20 protein-coding genes are annotated in these 21,138 nt (G+C 58.8%); 18 read left to right on the forward strand and 2 right to left on the reverse strand.

Annotated elements, in window-relative coordinates; translation table 11 throughout:
• Window positions 1-65 precede the first annotated feature (65 nt).
• From KI792_14330 to KI792_14375, 10 genes are all read left to right on the forward strand, one after another.
• Window positions 66-680 carry a hypothetical protein gene (locus tag KI792_14330; GenBank protein ID MBV6634200.1) on the forward strand — a complete coding sequence of 205 codons (615 nt, stop codon included), beginning with the start codon at window positions 66-68 and terminating at the stop codon, window positions 678-680.
• Window positions 677-1,513: a hypothetical protein gene (locus tag KI792_14335; GenBank protein MBV6634201.1), complete on the forward strand. Its 837-nt coding sequence runs from the start codon at window positions 677-679 to the stop codon at window positions 1,511-1,513. Before KI792_14330 ends, KI792_14335 begins: the two co-directional genes overlap by 4 nt.
• A 57-nt stretch (window positions 1,514-1,570) precedes the next feature.
• Entirely contained in the window at window positions 1,571-2,611 is a 1,041-nt protein-coding gene (locus KI792_14340) for a hypothetical protein (GenBank protein ID MBV6634202.1), read from the forward strand.
• Window positions 2,612-2,695: 84 nt separating this feature from the next.
• A complete protein-coding gene (locus KI792_14345; GenBank protein ID MBV6634203.1) occupies window positions 2,696-4,303 on the forward strand; it encodes a methylcrotonoyl-CoA carboxylase in 1,608 nt (535 codons plus the stop codon).
• Window positions 4,304-4,339: 36 nt separating this feature from the next.
• Window positions 4,340-6,082 (forward strand): FAD-dependent oxidoreductase, encoded by a 1,743-nt coding sequence (locus KI792_14350; protein MBV6634204.1) that lies wholly within the window; start codon window positions 4,340-4,342, stop codon window positions 6,080-6,082.
• Window positions 6,083-6,115: 33 nt separating this feature from the next.
• Complete coding sequence (locus KI792_14355; protein ID MBV6634205.1) at window positions 6,116-6,907, forward strand: enoyl-CoA hydratase/isomerase family protein; 792 nt, start codon at window positions 6,116-6,118, stop codon at window positions 6,905-6,907.
• Window positions 6,908-6,957: 50 nt separating this feature from the next.
• A complete protein-coding gene (locus KI792_14360) occupies window positions 6,958-8,940 on the forward strand; it encodes an acetyl-CoA carboxylase biotin carboxylase subunit (protein ID MBV6634206.1) in 1,983 nt (660 codons plus the stop codon).
• Window positions 8,941-8,961: 21 nt separating this feature from the next.
• Window positions 8,962-9,651 (forward strand): zinc metallopeptidase, encoded by a 690-nt coding sequence (locus tag KI792_14365; GenBank protein MBV6634207.1) that lies wholly within the window; start codon window positions 8,962-8,964, stop codon window positions 9,649-9,651.
• 47 nt (window positions 9,652-9,698) lie between these two features.
• Entirely contained in the window at window positions 9,699-11,384 is a 1,686-nt protein-coding gene (locus KI792_14370; GenBank protein MBV6634208.1) for a class I SAM-dependent methyltransferase, read from the forward strand.
• A 5-nt stretch (window positions 11,385-11,389) separates the two neighbouring features.
• A complete protein-coding gene (locus tag KI792_14375) occupies window positions 11,390-11,851 on the forward strand; it encodes a hypothetical protein (GenBank protein MBV6634209.1) in 462 nt (153 codons plus the stop codon).
• Here KI792_14375 and KI792_14380 read toward each other — a convergent pair.
• Window positions 11,833-13,461 carry a long-chain-fatty-acid--CoA ligase gene (locus KI792_14380; GenBank protein ID MBV6634210.1) on the reverse strand — a complete coding sequence of 543 codons (1,629 nt, stop codon included), beginning with the start codon at window positions 13,459-13,461 and terminating at the stop codon, window positions 11,833-11,835. The genes KI792_14375 and KI792_14380 overlap by 19 nt on opposite strands.
• A gap of 616 nt (window positions 13,462-14,077) precedes the next feature.
• On the opposite strand from KI792_14380, the gene KI792_14385 reads away from it, so the two are divergent.
• From KI792_14385 to KI792_14410, 6 genes are all read left to right on the forward strand, one after another.
• Window positions 14,078-14,578: a hypothetical protein gene (locus KI792_14385; protein MBV6634211.1), complete on the forward strand. Its 501-nt coding sequence runs from the start codon at window positions 14,078-14,080 to the stop codon at window positions 14,576-14,578.
• Window positions 14,579-14,624: 46 nt separating this feature from the next.
• Window positions 14,625-15,209 carry a hypothetical protein gene (locus KI792_14390; GenBank protein MBV6634212.1) on the forward strand — a complete coding sequence of 195 codons (585 nt, stop codon included), beginning with the start codon at window positions 14,625-14,627 and terminating at the stop codon, window positions 15,207-15,209.
• Window positions 15,210-15,338: 129 nt separating this feature from the next.
• Window positions 15,339-15,911: a hypothetical protein gene (locus KI792_14395; GenBank protein ID MBV6634213.1), complete on the forward strand. Its 573-nt coding sequence runs from the start codon at window positions 15,339-15,341 to the stop codon at window positions 15,909-15,911.
• Window positions 15,908-16,498: a hypothetical protein gene (locus KI792_14400; protein ID MBV6634214.1), complete on the forward strand. Its 591-nt coding sequence runs from the start codon at window positions 15,908-15,910 to the stop codon at window positions 16,496-16,498. The genes KI792_14395 and KI792_14400 overlap by 4 nt, the downstream gene beginning before the upstream one ends.
• Window positions 16,499-16,603: 105 nt before the next feature.
• Window positions 16,604-17,326 carry a hypothetical protein gene (locus KI792_14405; GenBank protein ID MBV6634215.1) on the forward strand — a complete coding sequence of 241 codons (723 nt, stop codon included), beginning with the start codon at window positions 16,604-16,606 and terminating at the stop codon, window positions 17,324-17,326.
• Between the two features lie 84 nt (window positions 17,327-17,410).
• Window positions 17,411-18,274, forward strand: coding sequence for a class I SAM-dependent methyltransferase (locus tag KI792_14410; protein MBV6634216.1), 864 nt, complete (start codon window positions 17,411-17,413; stop codon window positions 18,272-18,274).
• On the opposite strand, the gene KI792_14415 is transcribed toward KI792_14410, so the two are convergent.
• Window positions 18,271-18,780: a hypothetical protein gene (locus KI792_14415; protein ID MBV6634217.1), complete on the reverse strand. Its 510-nt coding sequence runs from the start codon at window positions 18,778-18,780 to the stop codon at window positions 18,271-18,273. The genes KI792_14410 and KI792_14415 overlap by 4 nt on opposite strands.
• 242 nt (window positions 18,781-19,022) lie before the next feature.
• Between KI792_14415 and KI792_14420 the strand changes: the two genes are divergently transcribed.
• Entirely contained in the window at window positions 19,023-20,195 is a 1,173-nt protein-coding gene (locus tag KI792_14420; protein ID MBV6634218.1) for an isovaleryl-CoA dehydrogenase, read from the forward strand.
• Between the two features lie 6 nt (window positions 20,196-20,201).
• Window positions 20,202-21,092: a HEPN domain-containing protein gene (locus KI792_14425; GenBank protein ID MBV6634219.1), complete on the forward strand. Its 891-nt coding sequence runs from the start codon at window positions 20,202-20,204 to the stop codon at window positions 21,090-21,092.
• Window positions 21,093-21,138 lie beyond the last annotated feature (46 nt).

A 21,138-nucleotide genomic window follows, 5' to 3' on the forward strand; every position in this document is an offset into this window, starting at 1 on the left:
CAGGTGCTTTTGGTGCCATAAGCTGCGGGTTAGAACGTTACTCAAGTCCAAGGATTGACCGGTCCATGCCGCGCTGGGTTTCTCGATACATGCTGGCCGCCTTATTGGTCGTGCTGGCGCCTGCATCCCAAAGCTTTGCCCAGGAGCAGGCGCAGTCGGCGGTGCCACCCAATGCCCGCTATCAGGGGATCGACCCGCAAGGGCATTTTAAGGCGATTATTCCGGCGCCACTCCGGTCCCTTGGCCATCAGAAGATTTCGAAGGATGGACGCCTCTGGGCGACATCCCACAGGCGTTTCGCAAGCTTCGGTAATGAGATTTCGCTCGTCTTTGGGGTGCTTGAGTTTACCAATCAGCTCGCCATCAATATGCAGATCCTAGACGCCGATCCCCTGGGTGTTTTGATGGAGGATGATGCCGAGGCCTTCCTGGCGGCGATGGGTAAGACCTTCAATATTACCGACATTCAAACCTTCAGGGCCTTCGGCACACGCGCTGCGCAGATCAAGGCGAGATCGTTGGTGGAGGATGATCCAAGGCCGCATCTGATTATGTATGTTGTGCCTTACCCCGATAGCATGGTCGTGACCTTCATGGGCGCCGCCACGCCTGAGCTTTTGCAGGGCTCAGAGGCGCAGGATTTTAACCGTAGTTTTGAGGCCTTCGAACAACCGCGATGAATTGGTTTGAGCCGGTTTTTCAGGGCATCATCCCACTGGGTGACACCCTTCTTGGTTACTGGGTCCTGCTGACCAGCATGATGCTGGCCTATACCCTTGCCAGCTGGGTTCGGCCGCGCTGGCACCAGCTGATCCGCCTCGCCATCGGTTTCGTGTTTGGTCAGGCCTGGATTGCCCTCGTGCCGCCACAACCCTTGGGGTCCATGGGTGGGCGTCTCGGCGGTTTTCAGGACGAGGTTTTTCTTGTTCTGACCCTGATTGTCATCGGCCTTGGCGGGATCGTCTATTCACTGTTTCGGCCGCGCCTAAACGTTTTGGCCCCAGCCATCGCCGCCCTGCTAATCGGTGGGTTGAGCTACACCTACCATATCATCCTGGCCAACGGCCTGGATGAGGCGGATCGGGCACAACAGGCCGAGGAGCTGTCCGCCCTGCTAACCCTGTCTGATGAGGCCTATGGCGAGGTTTGCGCCCTGCCCCTTTATGAGTGCGGCGATGGCCCGCCCGAGACGGCGCATCAGGCCTTCAACCGTGACCTGGGCGATTGGCTAAGCTTTGCACCGCCCGATTATCGTGGATTGATTGCCTCCTCAAACGGGGCGGTCACAACCAACCCTACCTATGTCTGGGCAGCAGAAATCGCCGATGATGGGGTTCGGTGGATCAAGAAGGACTATCAGAACCAAACCAATGCCCTGAACTTGGTGTTCGGCATGATGCTGCTTCTGGCGTCGAGCTTTTGGTTCTTTGCGGCGGTGCTGGTTGAGATGCTGCATGAACGCATGTGGCGACGCCGTGCGAAGGCAAATGCGGCGCCGGTTGCGGCGGATTAAGGGTTCCGCTTAGATGGTTGGGCTGTTCGAGGTCGTGGCAATGTTGAGTGAGGCCCAATGAAGGGGCTTTTGGTTCTATTGAGCATGTTGGCGGTGCTGGCCGCCGCCGGTGCTATCATTGGCTATGCCGTATTCGGCAAAGACTTCTACGACATCATTACCGTGGCTGAGGCCCGGCTTAAGGCAGCCGAGCGTGAGGCCCAGGAATTGGGCTTAATCGACGGTAGTACCGAGGATGGGCAGGCCGAAAACGCGCCCCCAGCCGACGGTTCTAGTGGACCCCCATCAGAGGTCGCGAGCACTCCAGCCGGGGATGCGAATGCTGGTGGCGGATTGCCGCCACTGCCCGGTGATGCTTCTGTCCCATCCAATCAGCAACCAGCTGCCCAACAACCGACGGCCCCGCCACCGGCACAGGTCGCCGTTGTGACACCACCGGCCGCATCCACGGCCCAGCAGGCGGTCACCTTTACCGATACAGACCAGCTGTTCTCATCAGTCTTTCCGGCCCCGGTCAGCCGGTTTGAAGACTTTGTTCAAGGTATCGATCCGGAAATGGTGGCCGAAAGCGTGACCTATGCTGCCGCTGGTGCCGAGATCATCGCCCAGGTGTCGCGCCTGCGCTGGCAAGATGAGTTTGCGCCAGTGATCCCGCCATTTTTGGATGCGGTCCGCCGTGATCCTGTTCCGGCGTTAGCGAGCGAGCTGGGTCAACGGATGGTGGCGGTCCTCATGGGCGAGGGGACGCGCATCGACCAGGTGCGCCGCTTTGATGCCTTTGGTCGGGATGCGGTCGAACTGACCGGCGCTATTCCCGATGGCGATCAGGGCGGCCATTACGCTGTGATCTGGCTGATGCCCGATGGCGATCACCTGATCCTGGTCGTGCTGCGTGCCTATGACAATACCGGCCTTCTGGGTGCAGAGGCGGCGCAGTTCAACCAGAGCTTTCAGCTGCTGAGAGAGGTCGCTGCAGTAAGTCCACAGGTGGAAGAGGCTGTAGAGCCAGCGCCTAGCGAAGAGACTGGTGCAACCCCTGAAGCGGCAGCCGAACCGGCTGAGCAGGCCGAACCCAAACCGGCCAAGGCTAAGGAATAGGCCCTTGCCCTGGGCCAGGGCAGGCGCTAGCAGAGATGGGCACCGTTTCTGTGCGGCTTTCCACGTCTGCCCCATAAGGCCCCCATGACCGTCCTGACCAGCGCGATAAACACCAATAGTGCCGACTACAAAGATAACGCCGCTGCCATGGCGGCACTGGTCGATGATCTGCGTGACAAATCGGCCAGCATCGCCGAGGGCGGTGGTGAGCGTGCCCGCTCAAAGCATCTGGCCCGGGGCAAGCTGTTGCCGCGCGACCGGGTGCAGACCCTGATTGATCCGGGGACGCCGTTCCTCGAGCTATCCGCCTTTGCCGCCTATCAGGTCTATGACGATGTGGTACCAGCCGCTGGCATTATCACCGGTATTGGCCAAGTAAGCGGTGTCACCTGCATGATCGTGGCCAATGATGCGACGGTTAAGGGGGGCACCTATTATCCGCTGACGGTGAAGAAGCACCTCCGCGCCCAAGAGATCGCGCGGGAGAACCGGCTGCCCTGCATCTATCTGGTTGATAGCGGTGGCGCGTTCCTGCCGCTTCAGGATGAGGTGTTTCCGGATCGCGATCACTTCGGCCGTATCTTCTATAATCAGGCCACCATGTCCTCCATGGGTATCCCGCAGATCGCGGTGGTCATGGGCTCTTGCACCGCTGGAGGCGCCTATGTGCCCGCCATGGCGGATGAGAGCATCATCGTTAAAAAGCAGGGCACCATCTTCCTTGGTGGTCCACCACTGGTGAAGGCGGCGACGGGTGAGGTTGTGTCCGCTGAGGATCTGGGTGGTGCCGATGTGCACGCCAAAATCTCTGGTGTTGCTGACCACTACGCCCAAGATGATGGCGATGCCCTGCGCATTGCCCGGCGGATTGTGGGCAATTTAAACCACAATCCAGCAGCATCGTTACAGATCCGGAATGATATCGATCCACTGTTTGATGCGGATGAGCTAAACGGCATTGTTCCAGCCGATGCGCGCAAGCCCTTCGATATTCGGGAGATCATTGCCCGCCTGGTCGATGGCAGCGAATTTGACGAGTTTAAAACCAATTACGGCACCACCTTGGTGACTGGTTTCGCCAAACTCTACGGCCAGCCAATCGGCATCGTTGCCAATAACGGCATCCTGTTTTCTGAAAGCGCGGTAAAGGGCGCCCATTTCATCGAGCTTTGTGCCCAGCGGCAGATTCCGCTGGTCTTCCTACAGAACATCACTGGCTTCATGGTCGGCCAAAAGTACGAGGCCGGCGGCATTGCCAAAGACGGCGCGAAGATGGTGACAGCTGTTTCTTGCGCAAATGTGCCCAAACTCACCCTTGTGGTGGGTGGCAGCTTCGGCGCGGGCAATTACGGTATGTGTGGTCGGGCTTTCCAGCCGCGGATGATGTTTATGTGGCCAAACGCCCGGATTTCAGTGATGGGCGGTGAACAGGCGGCCACGGTTCTCGCCCAGGTGCGGCGTGATATTCTGGAATCTAAGGGGGAAAGCTGGACCGAGAGCGAGGAGGCAGACTTCAAAGCGCCGATCGCGGACCAATATGAGACCCAGGGTCACCCCTACTATGCCAGCGCCCGGCTTTGGGATGATGGCATCATTGCCCCGGCTGATAGCCGCCGGGTGCTGGGCATGGCCCTATCAGCGGCGCTGAACGCGCCGATCGAAGCCACGAAGTTTGGCGTTTTCCGGATGTAGCGTTGGGCAGTGTTCCAGCGCGATTGGAGTAGTCCTTTGCCTGATACAACTGACCTCAAGGAGCAGGCTCTAGAAGAGGCCAAGCTGACCAGAGCGCCCAATGATGTGCCGCATTCGATCCGGCCCATCCTGACCGATGCGCAAGTCGACCGCCTGCGCCCATTCGGCGTTGAGGACAGCGCCGGCACCGAGGAGGTGGTGATCTCCGAAGGTCAGCGGAATGTTGATTTTCTCGTGATCCTCAGCGGCCGCTTAGAGGCACGGCACAGCAATAGTGATGGCACCTATACCAGCCTCGCCGACCATGGCGCCGGTGGGATCATGGGCGAGATTGCCACCATGTCTGGTCAGGCCTCACTGGTCTTTGTCAGTGCGTTGGAGCCGACCACCTTTGTTCGCATCTCCCCCGATAATCTGCGACGGGTTTTGGTCGAGGATAGCGAGATCAGCGACATTATCCTGTCGACCTTTATGGCCCGGCGGGAACGGATGCGAGAGCGCAGCCTGACCGCGATCCAGCTATTTGGTTCCAGCCTGGACAACAATACGCACCGCGTCCGGGAGTTCCTGACCCGCAACAACATCCCGCATGGCTACACGGATGTGCAGAAATGCGAAGACTCTGCTGAGTTCATCACCGGCGCCTGTCGCATCCCAATCGGCGATATGCCGCTGTTAAAGCTGCGCACTGGCGAGATTCTCCGGAACCCATCGGGTCAGGAGATTGCGAAGCAGTTCGGGCTCGATCACATCAATGAGGGCGAGCTTTGGGATGTGGTTGTTGTTGGTGCGGGGCCAGCCGGCTTGGCCTCGGCGGTCTATGCGGCGTCTGAGGGCCTGAAGGTTTCTGTCATTGATGGGACGGCACCTGGCGGCCAGGCTTCAACCAGCTCGAAGATTGAGAATTATCTCGGCTTCCCCACGGGCATCTCTGGTCGTGATTTGGCCGATCGGGCGGCGGCCCAGGCCCAGAAATTCGGTGTTCAGCTCGCCACCCCAGTGGGGGCCAAGTCGCTGGATTGCTCAAGCGAGGCCTATGTCATCACGACCTCTGATGATCGGGAGTTAATGACCCGATCGATCATCGTCGCCAGCGGTGCGAAGTACCGAAAGCTGCCGATTGATGGCCTGGCCGATTATGAGGGTCAGGGTGTGTTCTATGCTGCCACCGGGATGGAGGCGCAGCTGTGTGAAGGCGCAGAGGTCACGCTGGTCGGTGGTGGCAACTCTGCTGGCCAGGCAGCGGTTTTCTTGGCCTCGGTTGCCAAGCATGTGCACATCCATGTTCGCAAACCCGATCTGACATCCAGCATGTCAGCCTATCTGATCCGCCGGATTGATGAGGCCGAAAACATCACCGTCCACGGCCATTCTTCAATCGTTGGGCTTGATGGGGAAGAGCGGCCAAGCGCGGGCGATGGCCATGGCAGTCGCCGGTTGCGGTCGGTGACAATCCACTATGCCGACCGGGATGAGACCGAGGTTCGTGAGTGCCGCCATCTATTCACCTTTATTGGTGCTGAGGCTTGCACCGACTGGTTGTCGGGTTGCGTGGCGTTGGATGCCGGTGGCTTTGTCAAAACCGGTGCTGATCTGAGCCCGATGGAGTTGGTCCGCTCCGAATGGACGTTGGAACGTACACCCACCCTTTATGAAACGAGCCGCCCTCGCATTTATGCCGTTGGCGATGTGCGGGCAGGATCGGTAAAACGGGTTGCCTCCGCCGTTGGCGAGGGGTCGGTTGTCGTGCAATTCGTTCACCGCGCAATTGCCGAATGACTCGAATAAACACGCCTAACTGTCGATAAACATATGACAATTGAAAACGATGTGCTGATTGAGCAGGAGGGCGAAGTTGCCGCCATCACGCTTAACCGGCCGGATAAGCATAACGCCTTCGATGACAAGCTGATCGCCTATCTGACGTCCACGCTGCGGGATATGGCCCATGATGCCAGCATCGGTGCAGTGCTGCTGCAGGCCGAGGGACCCAGCTTTTCAGCCGGTGCTGACGCGAATTGGATGCAGCGCATGGCCGAGTTCACCGAAACTGAGAATGTGAAGGATGCCGATGCCCTGGCTGGGTTGATGGCCACCCTCGACGATATGCCGAAGCCGACGATAGCCCGGGTGCAGGGCCCGGCCATTGGCGGTGGTGTTGGCTTGGTTGCTTGCTGTGATATCGCCATCGCTGCTGAGGATGCGTTTGTTCAGCTGTCTGAGGTCCGCTTGGGCCTGACCCCGGCCACCATCTCGCCCTTTGTGATCCGGGCGATTGGGGGCCGTGCTGCGCGCCGTTATTTCCTAACGGCTGAGCGCATTGATGCTGAGACCGCCAAGCAGATCGGCCTGTTCCATGAGGTCGTGCCCGGTGATGAGTTGGATGATGCGGTGGCTAAAGTTCTGAACCACCTATCCAAAGGTGGGCGCCAGGCGAAACGCTTGTCGAAGAAGCTAATCGCCGATGTGCGGGACTTTGAACCGGCGGCCATGCGCTCCACCACGGTGCAGCAGATCGCCAAGGCCCGCACTAGCCCGGAAGGGCAAGAAGGCTTGTCGGCCTTCTTAGAAAAACGTAAGCCCGACTGGGTCAAAGACGACTAAGAATAAGAAGCCGCGCCAAATCAGCGGTATTGGGGAAGGGTCCAGACACCATGGCTGAGATACGCAAACTCCTGATCGCCAATCGGGGGGAGATTGCCTGCCGCATCGCCCGCACGGCGCGTGAGATGGGTATCGCAACCGTCGCCATCTATTCCGATGCCGATGCGAAGGCCGCCCATGTTGCGGCCTGTGATGAGGCAGTCCATATCGGCCCAGCGCCAGCCGCGGAAAGCTATCTGAAGATCGATAAGGTGATTGAGGCGGCAAAGCGTACGGGCGCCCAGGCCGTCCATCCCGGCTATGGTTTCCTCGCTGAGAATGCGGAGTTTGCCGATGCCTTGGCTGCCGCCGATCTGATCTTTGTGGGTCCGCCCGCCTCGGCGATCCGGGCGATGGGCGGTAAATCAGCAGCAAAGGCGCTAATGGCAGAGGCCGACGTGCCCTTGGTTCCCGGCTATCATGGCGATGATCAATCGCCGGAACATCTGGCGAAACAGGCAGAACAGGTTGGGTTCCCGCTGCTGATTAAGGCCTCCGCCGGTGGTGGCGGTAAGGGCATGAAGGTGGTCGAGAGTGCGGCCGAGTTCGCCGCCGGGCTTGAGAGTGCGAAGCGCGAGGCGCTGGCTGCCTTTAGCGATGACCACGTCCTGCTTGAACGCTATCTCGCTAAGCCACGGCATGTGGAGATTCAGGTGCTGGCGGATCGTGAGGGTCGCTGCATCCACCTCTTCGAACGTGATTGCTCAATCCAGCGGCGCCACCAGAAGGTGGTTGAGGAGGCACCAGCCCCCGGTCTGGACCAGGCAACCCGGGAAGCCATGGGCGCTGCCGCCGTCCGGGCCGCCCAGGCCATTAATTATGTCGGGGCCGGAACGGTCGAGTTCCTGCTTGATGAAGATGGCTCATTCTACTTCATGGAAATGAATACCCGCCTACAGGTTGAGCACCCGGTAACCGAGGCGATCACCGGCCTCGATCTGGTTGAATGGCAGCTGCGGGTGGCAGCGGGTGAGCCCCTGCCAGGTCCACAATTCGATCTGACCGCCACCGGTCATGCGGTTGAGGTGCGTCTCTATGCCGAGGACCCGGCCCGGGGCTTCTTGCCCCAGATTGGCACCGTTGCCCGGTTTGATGTGCCGGCGGGTGAGGGGTTGCGGGTCGATGCCGGTATTCGGGCCGGGGATGCGGTTACCCCCTTCTATGACCCTATGATTGCCAAGCTGATTGCCTGGGGGCCAAGCCGGGACGCAGCCATTGAACGGTTAAGCGATATGCTGGCGGGAACCCGGCTCACCGGGCTGAACGGTAACCTTGGCTTCCTGCGGCGGGTGGTGGATCACCCAGCTTTCCGCGACGCCCAGCTAGACACCCGGTTCATTGAGCAGCATGAGGCTGACCTGCTCGGCCCGGGCCCTCAGCCGACCGCCACGGTGCTAATTGCCGCTGCCCTGGCGGTTGCCGGTTTGATCAAGAGTGCTGCTGGGCCCTGGGCTGCCGATGGCTGGCTGCTTAATCTGGATCGCCAGATCCCGCTCAACTTTACCGATGCCGCTGGTGGTGATCATGCCGTGACCTTGAAAACCGACGGGCGGGCACTGACCGCGCTGATCGGTGAGGAGGCGCATGAGGTGTCCGGTTTTGCACCGGTGGCACTTGGCTGGTCATTCAGCCTTAACGGTCATAACCAAACCATCGCGGTTGATCGCCAAGGGGATACGCTCTCCATCCGCGATGCCGCCGATGGCCGCTGGTATGACCTGACCTATCGCAACCCGCTCGCGGTGCCAGAAGCGGAAGCGGCGGCTGCCGGTGGCCTGACCGCTCCCATGCCCGGTAAGGTCACCACCGTGATGGTGACCTCCGGCACAGCGCTGAAAGCGGGTGACCCCATTCTGGTGCTCGAGGCGATGAAGATGGAGCATGTGATCAAGGCGCCAACCGATGGCACCGTAACCGATCTACCTTTTGCCGAGGGTGATCAGGTTGAGGAGGGTGTGGCCCTTGTCGGTTTTGACGCGGTTGAAGCTGGCTAATCTCTCGCCATCTTGCTGATCATGGCTGCTGTTATTGTCATATCGCTGATTTTGCTGGTGATCATCGTTGGCCCTGGGTTCTGGGCCAGCCGTGTGATCAAGCGCAACGGTGCTGAGCGTTTGGATTTCCCTGGCTCAGGCGGTGAATTCGCGCGCCATCTGATCGACATTGCCGGGCTCGAGGATGTGGGCGTTGAGGTGACCAATCAGGGTGACCATTACGATCCTGAGAAGCGGATGGTTCGCCTAACCGCCGATCACATGCATGGCAAATCCCTCGCCGCCGTGACGATTGCCGCCCATGAGGTTGGCCACGCGCTACAGCACCGCGATGGCTATTGGGCCTTTAATATCCGCCAACCCTTGGTCCGGATCAGCAACCTCGCGGTTCAGATCTCGATGATCGTTTGGAGCATCTCACTCATCGCGGGTCCGCTGCTCAAGGCGCCGGGCCTGCCGATTGGCATGGGTTTGATGTTTTTGGCTGCGGTCGCCCTATCAGCTGCCACCCGGCTGATCACCTTGCCGGTGGAATTTGATGCCAGCTTTGGTCGGGCACTGCCGATCTTGGATCGTGGCCAGTTCCTGGGCGAGGCGGATATGCCCCAGGCCCGCGAGCTGCTGACCGCTGCGGCGATGACCTATGTCAGCAACTCCCTAATGGGCATGCTCCTGCTACTGCGCCAATTGCTTCCGTTTCTGCGCTTCTAGGCCTAGGGTTTGGCGGTCATTCCCCGTTTCATCCCGCGCCCGTCAGCATGTCCAGCCCTTGGCCCCTAGATACAGCGGCAAAGCTTCTCTCTGGTGATCCAGCGGTCGATAGCCCGGCCTGGCATGAGCTGCTGTATCAGCTCGTCGCCAATTGTCGTGAGGCAGCCCAGGCAAGCGATGACGTACCGCCGGTGATCATGGAATGCTTGGCGGCAGCGCTCGCGGCACCTGGCGTTACCCGGCAGACGGTCTACTCCTTAGCGCTGGCGCTCTTGGCCAATTCTGAACAGCAGGCCCATATGCTGGGGCTGGGTGCCGAGGATCCGGGCGCTGAGACCCTTTGGTTCCTAACCGACCCCACCTGCCGCAAGCTTTTGGCGCAGCCCGCGCTGCACGAACTCCTGTTCGCTGGGGCGCTCTATGATGGTGTGTTGGAGGCTGTGCTGACCACTGTCAGGGCCAGGTTGGCCGGGGCGTTTATCGCCGGCGACCTGCCGTCATTTCAGTGGGACATGCTGCTACCGTTGATGAATGCGATCGCGGCGCAGGGGTTGCTGACCGAGTATGCCTGGGCCCTGGATGGCCGGGAGCAAGAGCAGGTTCAGCAACTCATCAATGATATTGACGTTGATGATGATCTGCTCGCCGTGCGGCTATTACTCATCGCCAGTTACCAGCCGTTATTCAGTCTTGAGAGCTGGGAGAAGCTGCTTTCCGATGATGAGGCACGGGAAGACCTTATCGATGATGGGTTTGATGAGCGGTTGATTGGCCTCCACTGGGATGAACCAAGAGCCTGGCAGCGCCATGCCGAAGCTATCCCGGTGATGACGGAGGTCAGCGATGCCATCTCAAAAGCGGTGGCAGAGCAGTATGAGCAGAACCCCTACCCACGATGGTCGCGGCTTGGTTTGATCCCGCCATTGGGGTTGGCTGGCTATATCTCCCACCAACTTGGCCGCCCGCTCGATGTCGGCGGTAGGGCCCAGCCCCGCATCTTAATCGCGGGGTGCGGTACCGGTCGGCAGGCCCTGGCTGTTGCCTCAATCATTCCAGAGGCCAGCATCGATGCGGTGGACCTTAGCCGTCAGAGCCTCGGCTATGCCGCGATGATGGCCGAGCGGTTGGGGCTGCAGCCGCGCTTAACCTTCGCCCAGGGTGATATTCTGGCCCTTGCAGACCATGTTGAGCCCGGCTCCTATGATGTGGCGGAGTCGATTGGCGTGCTGCATCACATGGCCGACCCGGCGGCTGGTCTCGCCTCCGTTGCCACCACGCTTCGACCCGACGGCCTTTTGCAGTTGGGTTTCTATAGCCGTACTGGTCGCTCGGCGATTAATAGCCTCCGCGCCCGGTTTGGTGATGGCCGCGATCCGGACAGCGCCGCCGATCTTCGTGACCTGCGCCGACAGATATTAATGGATGGTGGGGAGGATGTGGCCCGGGTGCGATGGACCACGGATCTCTATTCCCTCTCCGGTTTTCGCGACCTTCTATTCCACCGGCAAGAGCATCAGTTTGACCTGCCTGGGATTGCCCAGTTGCTTGCCGACCAAGGGCTTGAGTTCTTGGGCATGAGCTTTGCCGATCCCGTCCAGCGCCAACCCTACCGCACCATGTTTCCGGATGATGAGCAGATGGCCGATCTGGACCGTTGGCACCAGGTTGAGCAGGCCAATCCAACCATGTTCGCGGCCATGTACAATTTCTGGTGCCGTAAGCCAGCCGGGTAGCGGCGATGTATAAGCTTGCCCCAGGGATTAAGAGTGACCCGGTTCGCCGTTGGGCCTTACCTGACCGCGTGTTCTTCGCCGCCGGTGCCTGCCACATCCTGGCCTATGCGTTTCTAACCCGATATTCGTCGGCCGGATTTGGTGCTGTTTGGGTTAGGCCGTCTGAGGGCCATACCGGCAATCATATCTTTGTACGGGATCAGGCCGGACAGGCCTTTGACTACCACGGCTATGTCGATGCGGACCGCCTTCTGAACCACTTTACAGCTAAGGCGCAGCGGTATTGGCCAGGCTGGTCATGCCGCCTGGTGCCCCTGCCGACTGATGTGTTGGTCAGTGAGGCGAAGTCCAAAACCTATGACGGCCTATGGCTTCGGGAGCCGGGGCAATTTCTGCATGATGCCATGCCCCGGGCTGAGCGTTTCTTGGACCGCTTTCCAGCGCCCGCCTACTCGGCGGCGAGCTGATAGCCGGCGAACTGATCGCGCAGGGCGGTTTTCAGGATTTTGCCAGTAGCGCCCAAAGGGATTTCATCGACGAACTCCACCGCGTCGGGCAGCCACCATTTGGCGACCTTTGGTTTTAGGAATTCGAGGATCTCTTCCGGTGAGGGGTCTTGGCCAGGGGCCTTGACCACCACCAGCAGCGGCCGCTCATCCCATTTTGGATGCGGGATCGCGATTACTGCTGCCATCGCCACGCCGGGGTGGGAGACGGCGGCGTTTTCCAGATCGATTGAGCTGATCCACTCACCGCCCGATTTGATCACATCCTTAGACCGGTCGGTGATGGCCATGAAGCCGAATTCGTCCAGATTGGCCACATCGCCGGTGGTGAACCAGCCATCCTCGGTAAAAGCTGATTGCCCTTTCCCTTTGAAATAGCCATTGGTCGACCAGGGGCTTCGGATCTGCAGGTGGCCTGCGCTCTCGCCATCGGCGGGCAGCTCATTGCCGTCATCGTCGACGGCGCGCATTTCAACGCCGAACATGCATTTGCCCTGCTTCAGCTTGATGCGCATCTGCTCATCCGCTGCCAGGTCGTCAAACTCCCGCTGCATTACGACGAAACTGCCGAGTGGGCTCAACTCGGTCATGCCCCAGGCATGGACGACCTTTACATCATAGGTGCCCTCATACGCCTCAATCTGTGCCTGCGGCACGGCGGAGCCGCCGACCACCAGGCGATCTAGGCAATCAACCCGGCCACCACTCTCTTGCAGGTGGTTAAGCAGGCCTAGCATGACGGTCGGCACGCCTAAGATGACGGAGGTGTCGGTCCGCTCAATCAACTCATGCAGGTTTTTGCCGTCCAGGCCCGGGCCGGGCATGACCAGCTGTGCCCCGGCCATTGGTGCGGCATAGGGGGTGCCCCAGGCATTCACATGGAACATCGGCACAATCGGCATCACCGCATCGCGGGCGGTGAAGGCGCAGGCATTGCCCATATTGGCCGCCATGGCGTGCAGCACGGTGGAGCGGTGGGAATAGAGCACACCCTTCGGATTGCCGGTCGTGCCCGAGGTGTAGCAGAGGGAAGACGCCGTATTCTCATCAAACTGCGGCCAGTCGAACTGATCACTCGCAGGCGCGATCATCGTCTCATAGATGGACAGGTCGCGGATCTTCGCATCCGGTGCATGGCCGTCATCGGTCATCGCCACGAAATGCTCCACCGTCTTCAGGTGGTCCTGAACCCCCTCAATGATCGGGGTAAAGGTCAGGTCGAAGAACAGGATGCGGTCTTCGGCATGGTTGACGATATAGGCGATCTGTTCCGGGTGAAGGCGTGGGTTAATCGTGTGCAGCACCGCGCCGATGCCAGAGATAGCGTAGTACAGCTCAAAATGCCGGTAGGTGTTCCAGGCCAGGGTCGCAATCCGGTCGCCTGGCTTAATGCCCATCTCAATCAGCGTGTTGGCCAGCTTACGGATCCGCTGGGCGGCATCGCGGTAGCTATATTGATGGAACGGACCCTCCACCGTGCGGGTGGTGATCAGCGTGTTTGGGCTCACCCGTTCGGCATGTTGCAGGATGCTGCTGATAAGTAACGGCATCTGCATCATCTGGCCCGGCAAGATCGGGGCTGCAGGGGTCGCTTGGTTAGCGCTGGTCATGGTCATGTTTCCTCGGTCAAACGGGCCGCTTCGTTGGGGTTGCGGTCTTCCTTATCTGTGGGGAGCGACTGTGCTCAGAACTGCCGCCCAGGTCAACACCGCCCCGTATCAGTAAACCCTTATATTAATTACCAAAAAGAAACATGTTGCATTCACATGGCCACTTTCATTAATCACCAGTAAACAATCGACAACGGATAAATTCTCGCGCAACCAGAAGTTCATACGCGAGCTTTTATAAGGTCCAACACGATGGCTACGTTCTGGAATTTAGGGTTGGCACAGGCCGACCATTTGCCATGCCACACAACGCCTGAAGCGGGTTCGCTTGAGGCGCCGCGAGAACCGTTGTCCACGATCCCGCGTTTTGGGACGCGCGGGTAGCCCTCAACCCTTAAGCACTGGCTTCTGGGTCGGTCCCACACAATCAAACCAAACATTTGAGCGCTGAAAGCGGCATCCGGGAACACCGGGTGCCCTTCGGCATATCGCGCGACTGCCTGGCTTCAGCCATGGAAGGCAGGGGCTGCGAGCACGACACAAACCGACAACCAATTGTTCTTTTAAGGGTAAATCGATGACTGGACGCGTTTGGACAAAAGCATTGGCACTGGCCGCAGCTAGTGCCGTTGGAAACCCCGCAGCTGCCCAAAACGAGGCTGCAACTGAAACCTATGACATTCGGGCTGAATGGTTGGACCCGGCGGTGGTCGACCACCCCAAAGCCCATGACCGGATCATGACCGAGCTGGCCAATCACTACCCGGTTAGCCGCCGCACTTTGGATGAGCTGGGCCTGAACAGCGCTGCGGCCAGTGCCTTCGCCGAGGCCCGCAATCGTGGTGACCTGTTCTTGAAGCTCAACGAGACGGATCGAGAGTGGTGGAAAGACACCCAGCCGCAGCTTGAGCAGATCATGGATGACTATCGCACCCGAGAGCGGAACCGCTCACTTGCGGTTTTGGGCACCATCGGTGTTGCCGGCGCGGGCGGTTTGGCAGCCTGGAAGATCCGCCGTCGCCGCAAGGACAAAACGGCAGAAACGGCCGCCCCATCCGGGCCTAAGCGCAGCCCATAACGCCGAGCCCTCAAGCCAACAGCATTTTCATTTGAAGGAGTTTTCCATGTCTAAGTTTCGTAAAGGGCCTATCGCCCTCGCAGCCATTGCCGGTCTAACCTTTGGTGGTTCGGCACTCGCCAGCGGGCCGGATGCCCAGCAGCCCACCCAAACGGCTGCGGTCACTCAAACCGTTGAAGCGCCAGCACAGGCCCACGCGCAGACCGCGGTGCGGGTACATCCCGACCTGCTGGATGACTGGGCCGTCGACCGCCCCGACATTCAAGAAGAGCTGGTTGCCTCCCTCATGCCGCGCCACGCGATCATGGGTCAGTATCTGGACCGTGGTTTCACCACCGAGGCTGCTGGCGCCCTGACCCGGGCTAATAACCATGGTGAACTGCCGCGCGCGCTAGAGGGTGAGGCTGCTGGCGATTGGTGGCAACGCGCCGAGCCCGTGCTGTTTGAGAAGATGGCCGAGTACAAGGCCCAGCGGGACTTGCCCCTGCAGGTTGCCGGTGGTCTGGCTGGTCTAATGGCGCTGACAATGGTGGGCGGTGCGGCCGCCGGTGCCATCCGTCGTCGCAAGGATGGCCCACAAGCCACGGGTGAGGAGCGGCTACGCCAGCGTTTCGGCGGCATGACGCCGTAAAACAATGGCCTCAGGCATCATTTTATTGGTTCATATTATTTTACAATAAAATGACAATCAGGCTCTTTCGTTCACATATGATATACAATAGCCCATACACAAAGAGAGATAATTCAAAGGGTTTCAACAATGTCTACCGGTTGGAAGCAAACACTTTTAGTCGCCGCAACCGCGGCCCTCACCATGGCTGGACCAGCAGAGGCACAGGCCCAGCCACAGGCAAGCATTTGGCCGTTTCAGGCGAGCCAGGAGGTGCAGGCCATCCCAACCGATAACTACCCTGAAATCTCACCAGAGCTTCTTGATGAGGGGATGATTGGCAATCGTAAGATGCAGAAGGCGGCGATTGATGACGCGGCCCGCGGCTATGCGATTGGCAACACGAAGTTTGATTTGGTCCTGACCACGGATGCGGCCTACACCCTGACCCGCGCCCGTAACTCGGGCGAGCTGCCCGGTGCAAAGGATGGGCAATCCCCGGCCGATTGGTGGCGCGAGACCGAGCCGAAGATCTTTGAGAAGATGGCCGAATACCGGGCTGAACGTGCCCTGCCATTCCAACTGGCTGGTGCCCTGGCCGGTGGCTTTGCCCTAATGGTTGGCGGCAGTGCGGCCCTTAGCGCCTATCGCCGTCGTAAGAATGGCCAAGGGCCAGCCAACGACCAGCGCATCGACGCAACCATGGGTGGCCCAACCCCATGAGGTCACGTTCAGCTAGCACCCCCTCAACCAACCCCTCAACGCGGTGGAAGAACCGGCTTCTGACGGCCGCCGTGACCGCCATGACCATGGGTCCACCATTGGCTGCCAATGCACAGGACATCTCTTACGAGCAGCCACCAGCCCAGATATCCCAAGGCGCGCTGATCGACCATGATCTGCTCGATGATGCGGTTATCGGTGACATCAAGGCCCAGCGCCAGATCATTGGAGCCGCGGCCAAGGGCCATGCCATTGCTGATCCCAGCTTTGATGGTATGGGGCTGAGCCGCCGTGCTGCCCATGCCCTAACGGCCCTGCGCAATAATGGTGACCTACCAGGGGCCGCAGAGGGCCAGGACCCAGCAGAGTGGTGGCAACAGGCCGAGGGTAAGATCAAAGAGCATGTGGCGGACCAACGCCTCGCCGATGCCATTGGCGGCGGTATCCTAATCGCCGGTCTGGTCGGCATGGGGCGCGCCCTGATGGTTGGCAATATCGATGGCAACCAACCCGCCCGTCGTCGCCGCAGTGAGGATGAAGGACCCAGCCCGTCCCAATCGGGTCCGCGGACTGGCCCTAGGCCCTAATCCCTGAACCCAAAGGTAACCGGGTAAAGCGACTGGCCTTGATCGGCGCGGTGACGGTATACCGGTCTGGTTGGCTATCCCTCGACCAATCGGCCCCCTAGCCCCATGTCCCTGTTTGACCTGGCTGACCAACTCCACGGTCCCAGCGCGCTCAACCCCGCCACGCCTGAATGGGCCGATGCGGTGGATCGGTTCCTGGCCGCGCTGGTCCAGCAGCCGCTGACGGATGAGGCCAGCTTTGGCCGGGTTGAGCAGGTGCTGGTGTTTTGCCTCGCCCAGCAAAACGCCGATCTTGATCAGGTTGGCAATTTTGCGCTCTCGCTGCTGTTCAACACCGGGATCGTTGGCCTGATTGATCAGGCGATGGCCACCGATCCAACGGGGCGCAGCCTTTGGTTTCTGGCTAACCCCACGCTAAGGCGCCTGGTGTCCTCACCACTATTGACCAGTCTGCTGACGCTGCGCCCAATTACCAATAGCCATGGTGAGCGGCTGCTGACTGCCCTCCGACAGGGCCTGCTGTTGGATTGGACCGGTGCGCGCGTCTTGGGGGATGAGCATTGGGGCCTGCTGCTGCCGATCTTGAATGCGATGGCGGTCCATGGGGCGATGACCGAATATGCCTGGATGATTGAGGATGGCGCCATGGACGCCCTGGTGCCCGCCATCAAGTCACTGGCATCACCGCCCAGTGCTGAAATGCTGCCCACGCTGATGCTGGCTGCTTGCTATGGGCCGCTGACGGACTGGCCAGAAACCAAGGCAATGGCGCTTAACCATGAGGCGGCGTTGTTGGCCCTTGGTGTCTCCCCCACCTTGTTCGACTGACACATCAAACGCCCAACCGACCAGCGGCAAAAGGCCGAGGGGATCGCGCAACGGGGCGAGCTTCAGGGGCAGGTATCCGTCGATGTGGGCCAACATTATGAAGAGAACCCCTATCCGCGCTGGTCGCGCCTGCCATCGCTGCCTGCAATCAATACCGAGCTCTATCTGACCCATGATTTGGGCTATGAGCCCGAGGGGGCATCAGCGCCGATTGATCAGATTCTGATCGCCGGCTGTGGCACTGGCCAGCAGCCCCTGCAACTGTTGATGCTGCTGCGTGATAAGGCCATTGATGCCATGGATTTAAGTCGTGCGAGCCTGGGTTATGCCGCCATGATGGCTGAACGGTATGGGGTGGGTGATCGCCTCAACCTGTTCCAGGGCGATATCCTTGAGTTGCCCAATCTGGACGCGCTCTATGACCTCATCCAATCCTCAGGTGTGATCCACCATATGGAGGATCCGGCGGCGGGGCTTGCCGCCCTGACCGCATGTTTGAGGCCAGGTGGTTGGCTGCGGCTGGGCCTCTATAGCGAAACCGCCCGTCGGCATATTCGTACACTTCGTGACGCCTATGGGCAGGATCAGGATTTGGCCGATCCCGTAACTCTACGTCAGTTGCGGCAGCGCCTATTGGCCGATCAGAGTGAGGCGGCAAAGCAGGTCAGCCTGATCGCGGATTTCTACACCCTCTCAGGTTTTCGGGATCTGCTGTTTCACCGGCAAGAGCATCGCTACACAATCCCCATGATCGCCGACATGCTGCCGGCGGAAGGGTTGGAGTTTATGGGCTTCTCCCTACCCAATCAGGCAGTGCGGGACCAGTACCGGGCAAGCTTCCCCGATGACCCAAATATGCTGTCGCTTGAGAACTGGCACAGGTTTGAGCAGGCCAACCCCGACACCTTCCTCGCGATGTACAATTTCTGGTGCCGTAGGCCGGGTTAATAGCGGCGTCCGGGGCCAGCGCTGGCGAGGGCCGGGCCACTGGTAACGAGCCCAATGATAAGCCCGATGGCCGCTGCACCGATCAACCCACTGCGGATGGAGGTCTTGCGCGCCTCAATCAGGCCTGGCTCCACATCTTTCCACCATTCAGCCGCTGTCTGGCCGCCAGGCTGGGCATCAGCCGCCCCTAGCACATGCCCCTCATTCCGGTTCTCCGAAATGATCTTGGCCGCGGTTTCATCCATACCCATGGCCTCCAACCGTTGATTGGAAACCGGTAGCGGGCCGGCGGCGTAATCGATGATTTCACGCTGGGCTGCGGGATCGTTCTCAGCCTCAGTTTTCAGCAGGTCGGGGTGGATCGTTGGGTACGCCACCGGTGCCTCGGCCGTTATCTCATGGGTTGGCGTTTGCGTGTCAGGGCCGCTGGCAAAAACGGAAGCCGGGGCAACGACCATGCCAGCCGCAGCAAGAAGGGTGAGGGGAAGTCCAGCCTTGGGGGCCATATTAAGTCTCCTGGGGAGGGGAGCCTGACGATAAAAGGTACCGGCGAAGCGATGTATCAGTGATGTCTAGCCCTTGGCCTACGCCCCTCTGTCGAAAGCACCAATCCCCCGCTGCGGGTCGGCAAGCCCGTGACACCAGTAACCTTGGCGGCCTAGCCCCGCACGCGGTATATAGGCGGCAACAGATCGGCCAGCTTGCATCATCGCTGGCCCCATAAAGAATAACCTTGAGGAAACCACCCATGCTCGCCAACGCGCCACGCCCGTTTAATCTCGATTTGGGAGAGACCGCCGACATGCTGCGCGATAGCGTGGCCGATTTCGCGGCGGCTGAGATTGCGCCCCGGGCGGAGGAGATCGACCGCACCGATGTCTTCCCCGCCGATCTTTGGCAGAAGATGGGGGCCATGGGCCTGCACGGTGTCACGGTTGAGGAAGAGCTCGGCGGTGCCGGTATGGGCTATGTTGAGCATATGGTGGCGATGGAGGAAATCTCCCGCGCCTCGGCTTCCGTCGGCCTAAGCTACGGCGCCCATTCCAATCTCTGCGTGAACCAAATCCGCCTGAACGGCAATGATGAGCAGCGGGCCCGCTACCTCCCCAAACTGATCTCTGGCGAGCATGTGGGGGCACTCGCGATGTCGGAGCCGGGTGCCGGTTCCGATGTGGTGTCGATGAAGCTGAAGGCGGAGAAGAAGGGCGACCGCTATATCCTCAACGGCTCCAAGATGTGGATCACCAACGGCCCGGATGCCGAGACGCTGGTCGTCTATGCCAAGACGGACCCGAGCGCCGGGTCACGCGGCATCACCGCCTTTATCATTGAGAAGGGGTTTAAGGGCTTCTCCTGCGCGCAGAAGCTGGACAAGCTCGGCATGCGTGGGTCCCACACCGGCGAACTCGTGTTCCAGGACTGTGAAGTGCCAGAGGAGAATATCCTCGGCACCGAGGGCGGCGGGGTTGCCGTCTTGATGTCCGGACTGGATTACGAACGCGCGGTGCTGGCCGCCGGGCCGCTCGGCATCATGCAGGCCTGCATGGATATCGTGATCCCTTACGTGCATGAGCGCGAGCAATTCGGCAAACCGATCGGCACCTTCCAGCTGATGCAGGGCAAGCTCGCCGATATGTATGTGACCATGAACACGGCCAAGGCCTATGTCTATATGGTGGGCAAGGCTATTGACCGAGGTGAGATCACCCGTAAGGACGCCGCCGGCGCCATCCTCTACGCCGCTGAAAAGGCCACCTGGATGGCCCTAGAGGCAATCCAATGCCTGGGCGGCAACGGCTATATCAACGAATACCCAACCGGCCGCCTCCTCCGCGACGCCAAACTCTACGAAATCGGCGCGGGCACGTCGGAGATCCGACGCATGCTGATTGGTCGGGAACTGTTTGCTGAGACGGCCTAGTACTTAATGCAGTTTGAATCTATACAACATTTTCAAAGTGTTTTTGCTTACAATCACTTTGTCTCGCAAGCAGATACCAATTATATCTTGGCAAAGATATCTGCGCTTGCGGGTTATCATGGGGAGTTTTACTGGAATGCAGCACAGTCCTTAGAAAAATATATGAAGGCGTGCCTGGTTTTAAATGGCCATAAAGTAGATCGATTTGGCCATAAAATATTTGATGGATATAAAATTATTGAAGAAAATTTTGAAGAATTTATAAAATTTAAATCAGATTATATTGAAGAGCTATCAGAGATTATCTCTGTAAGAGATTATAAGTACTATATATCAAAAATTGATAATATGGGGCATCCGGATGTTAGATATGGAATGATCTCATATAACTTTGGCACAGATGACTTTGTGATTTTTTGCTACCTTAGCCAGTTAATTCGAAGCCTATCGATAGGCTTGGATTGGAAAATTGGACAGTATTTTCCAGAGTCAGATCCTGGCGCAGATGGATACGAAACATATGGAGACCTTTTGAGAAATAATCCTCTATATCAAATTAGAGAGTTTTATTTTCCGCAAAAATCATATTTTCCTAAATTTGACAATATTAATCAGATTAGGGATTATATGGATGTAACATATACTGATGTAAATGATATTTTGTCCACTAAGGTTCCAAATACTGTAAATTGTGAAATACCTTTTTTTAGAAATTCGTTTTTGAATTTACTATTTCATCATATCGGTAAGAGTCCGGATGATTATCTCGCCCGAGAGGGTGCTGAATGGATGTTAAATAATATCTATTTGGATAGAGAATCAAAGAAGGTGTTTCGCTTACTTTTGGACGATCCTCAGTATTATTCAGTCGAGATCCTGTCTTCTGCGGGAGAATGACCGATAGTGTCTCTGGTGCGGATTTATTTCATGTGGTGTTGCCATC

This window comes from Alphaproteobacteria bacterium SS10, assembly GCA_019192455.1.
GTDB lineage: Bacteria > Pseudomonadota > Alphaproteobacteria > TMED2 > TMED2 > TMED2.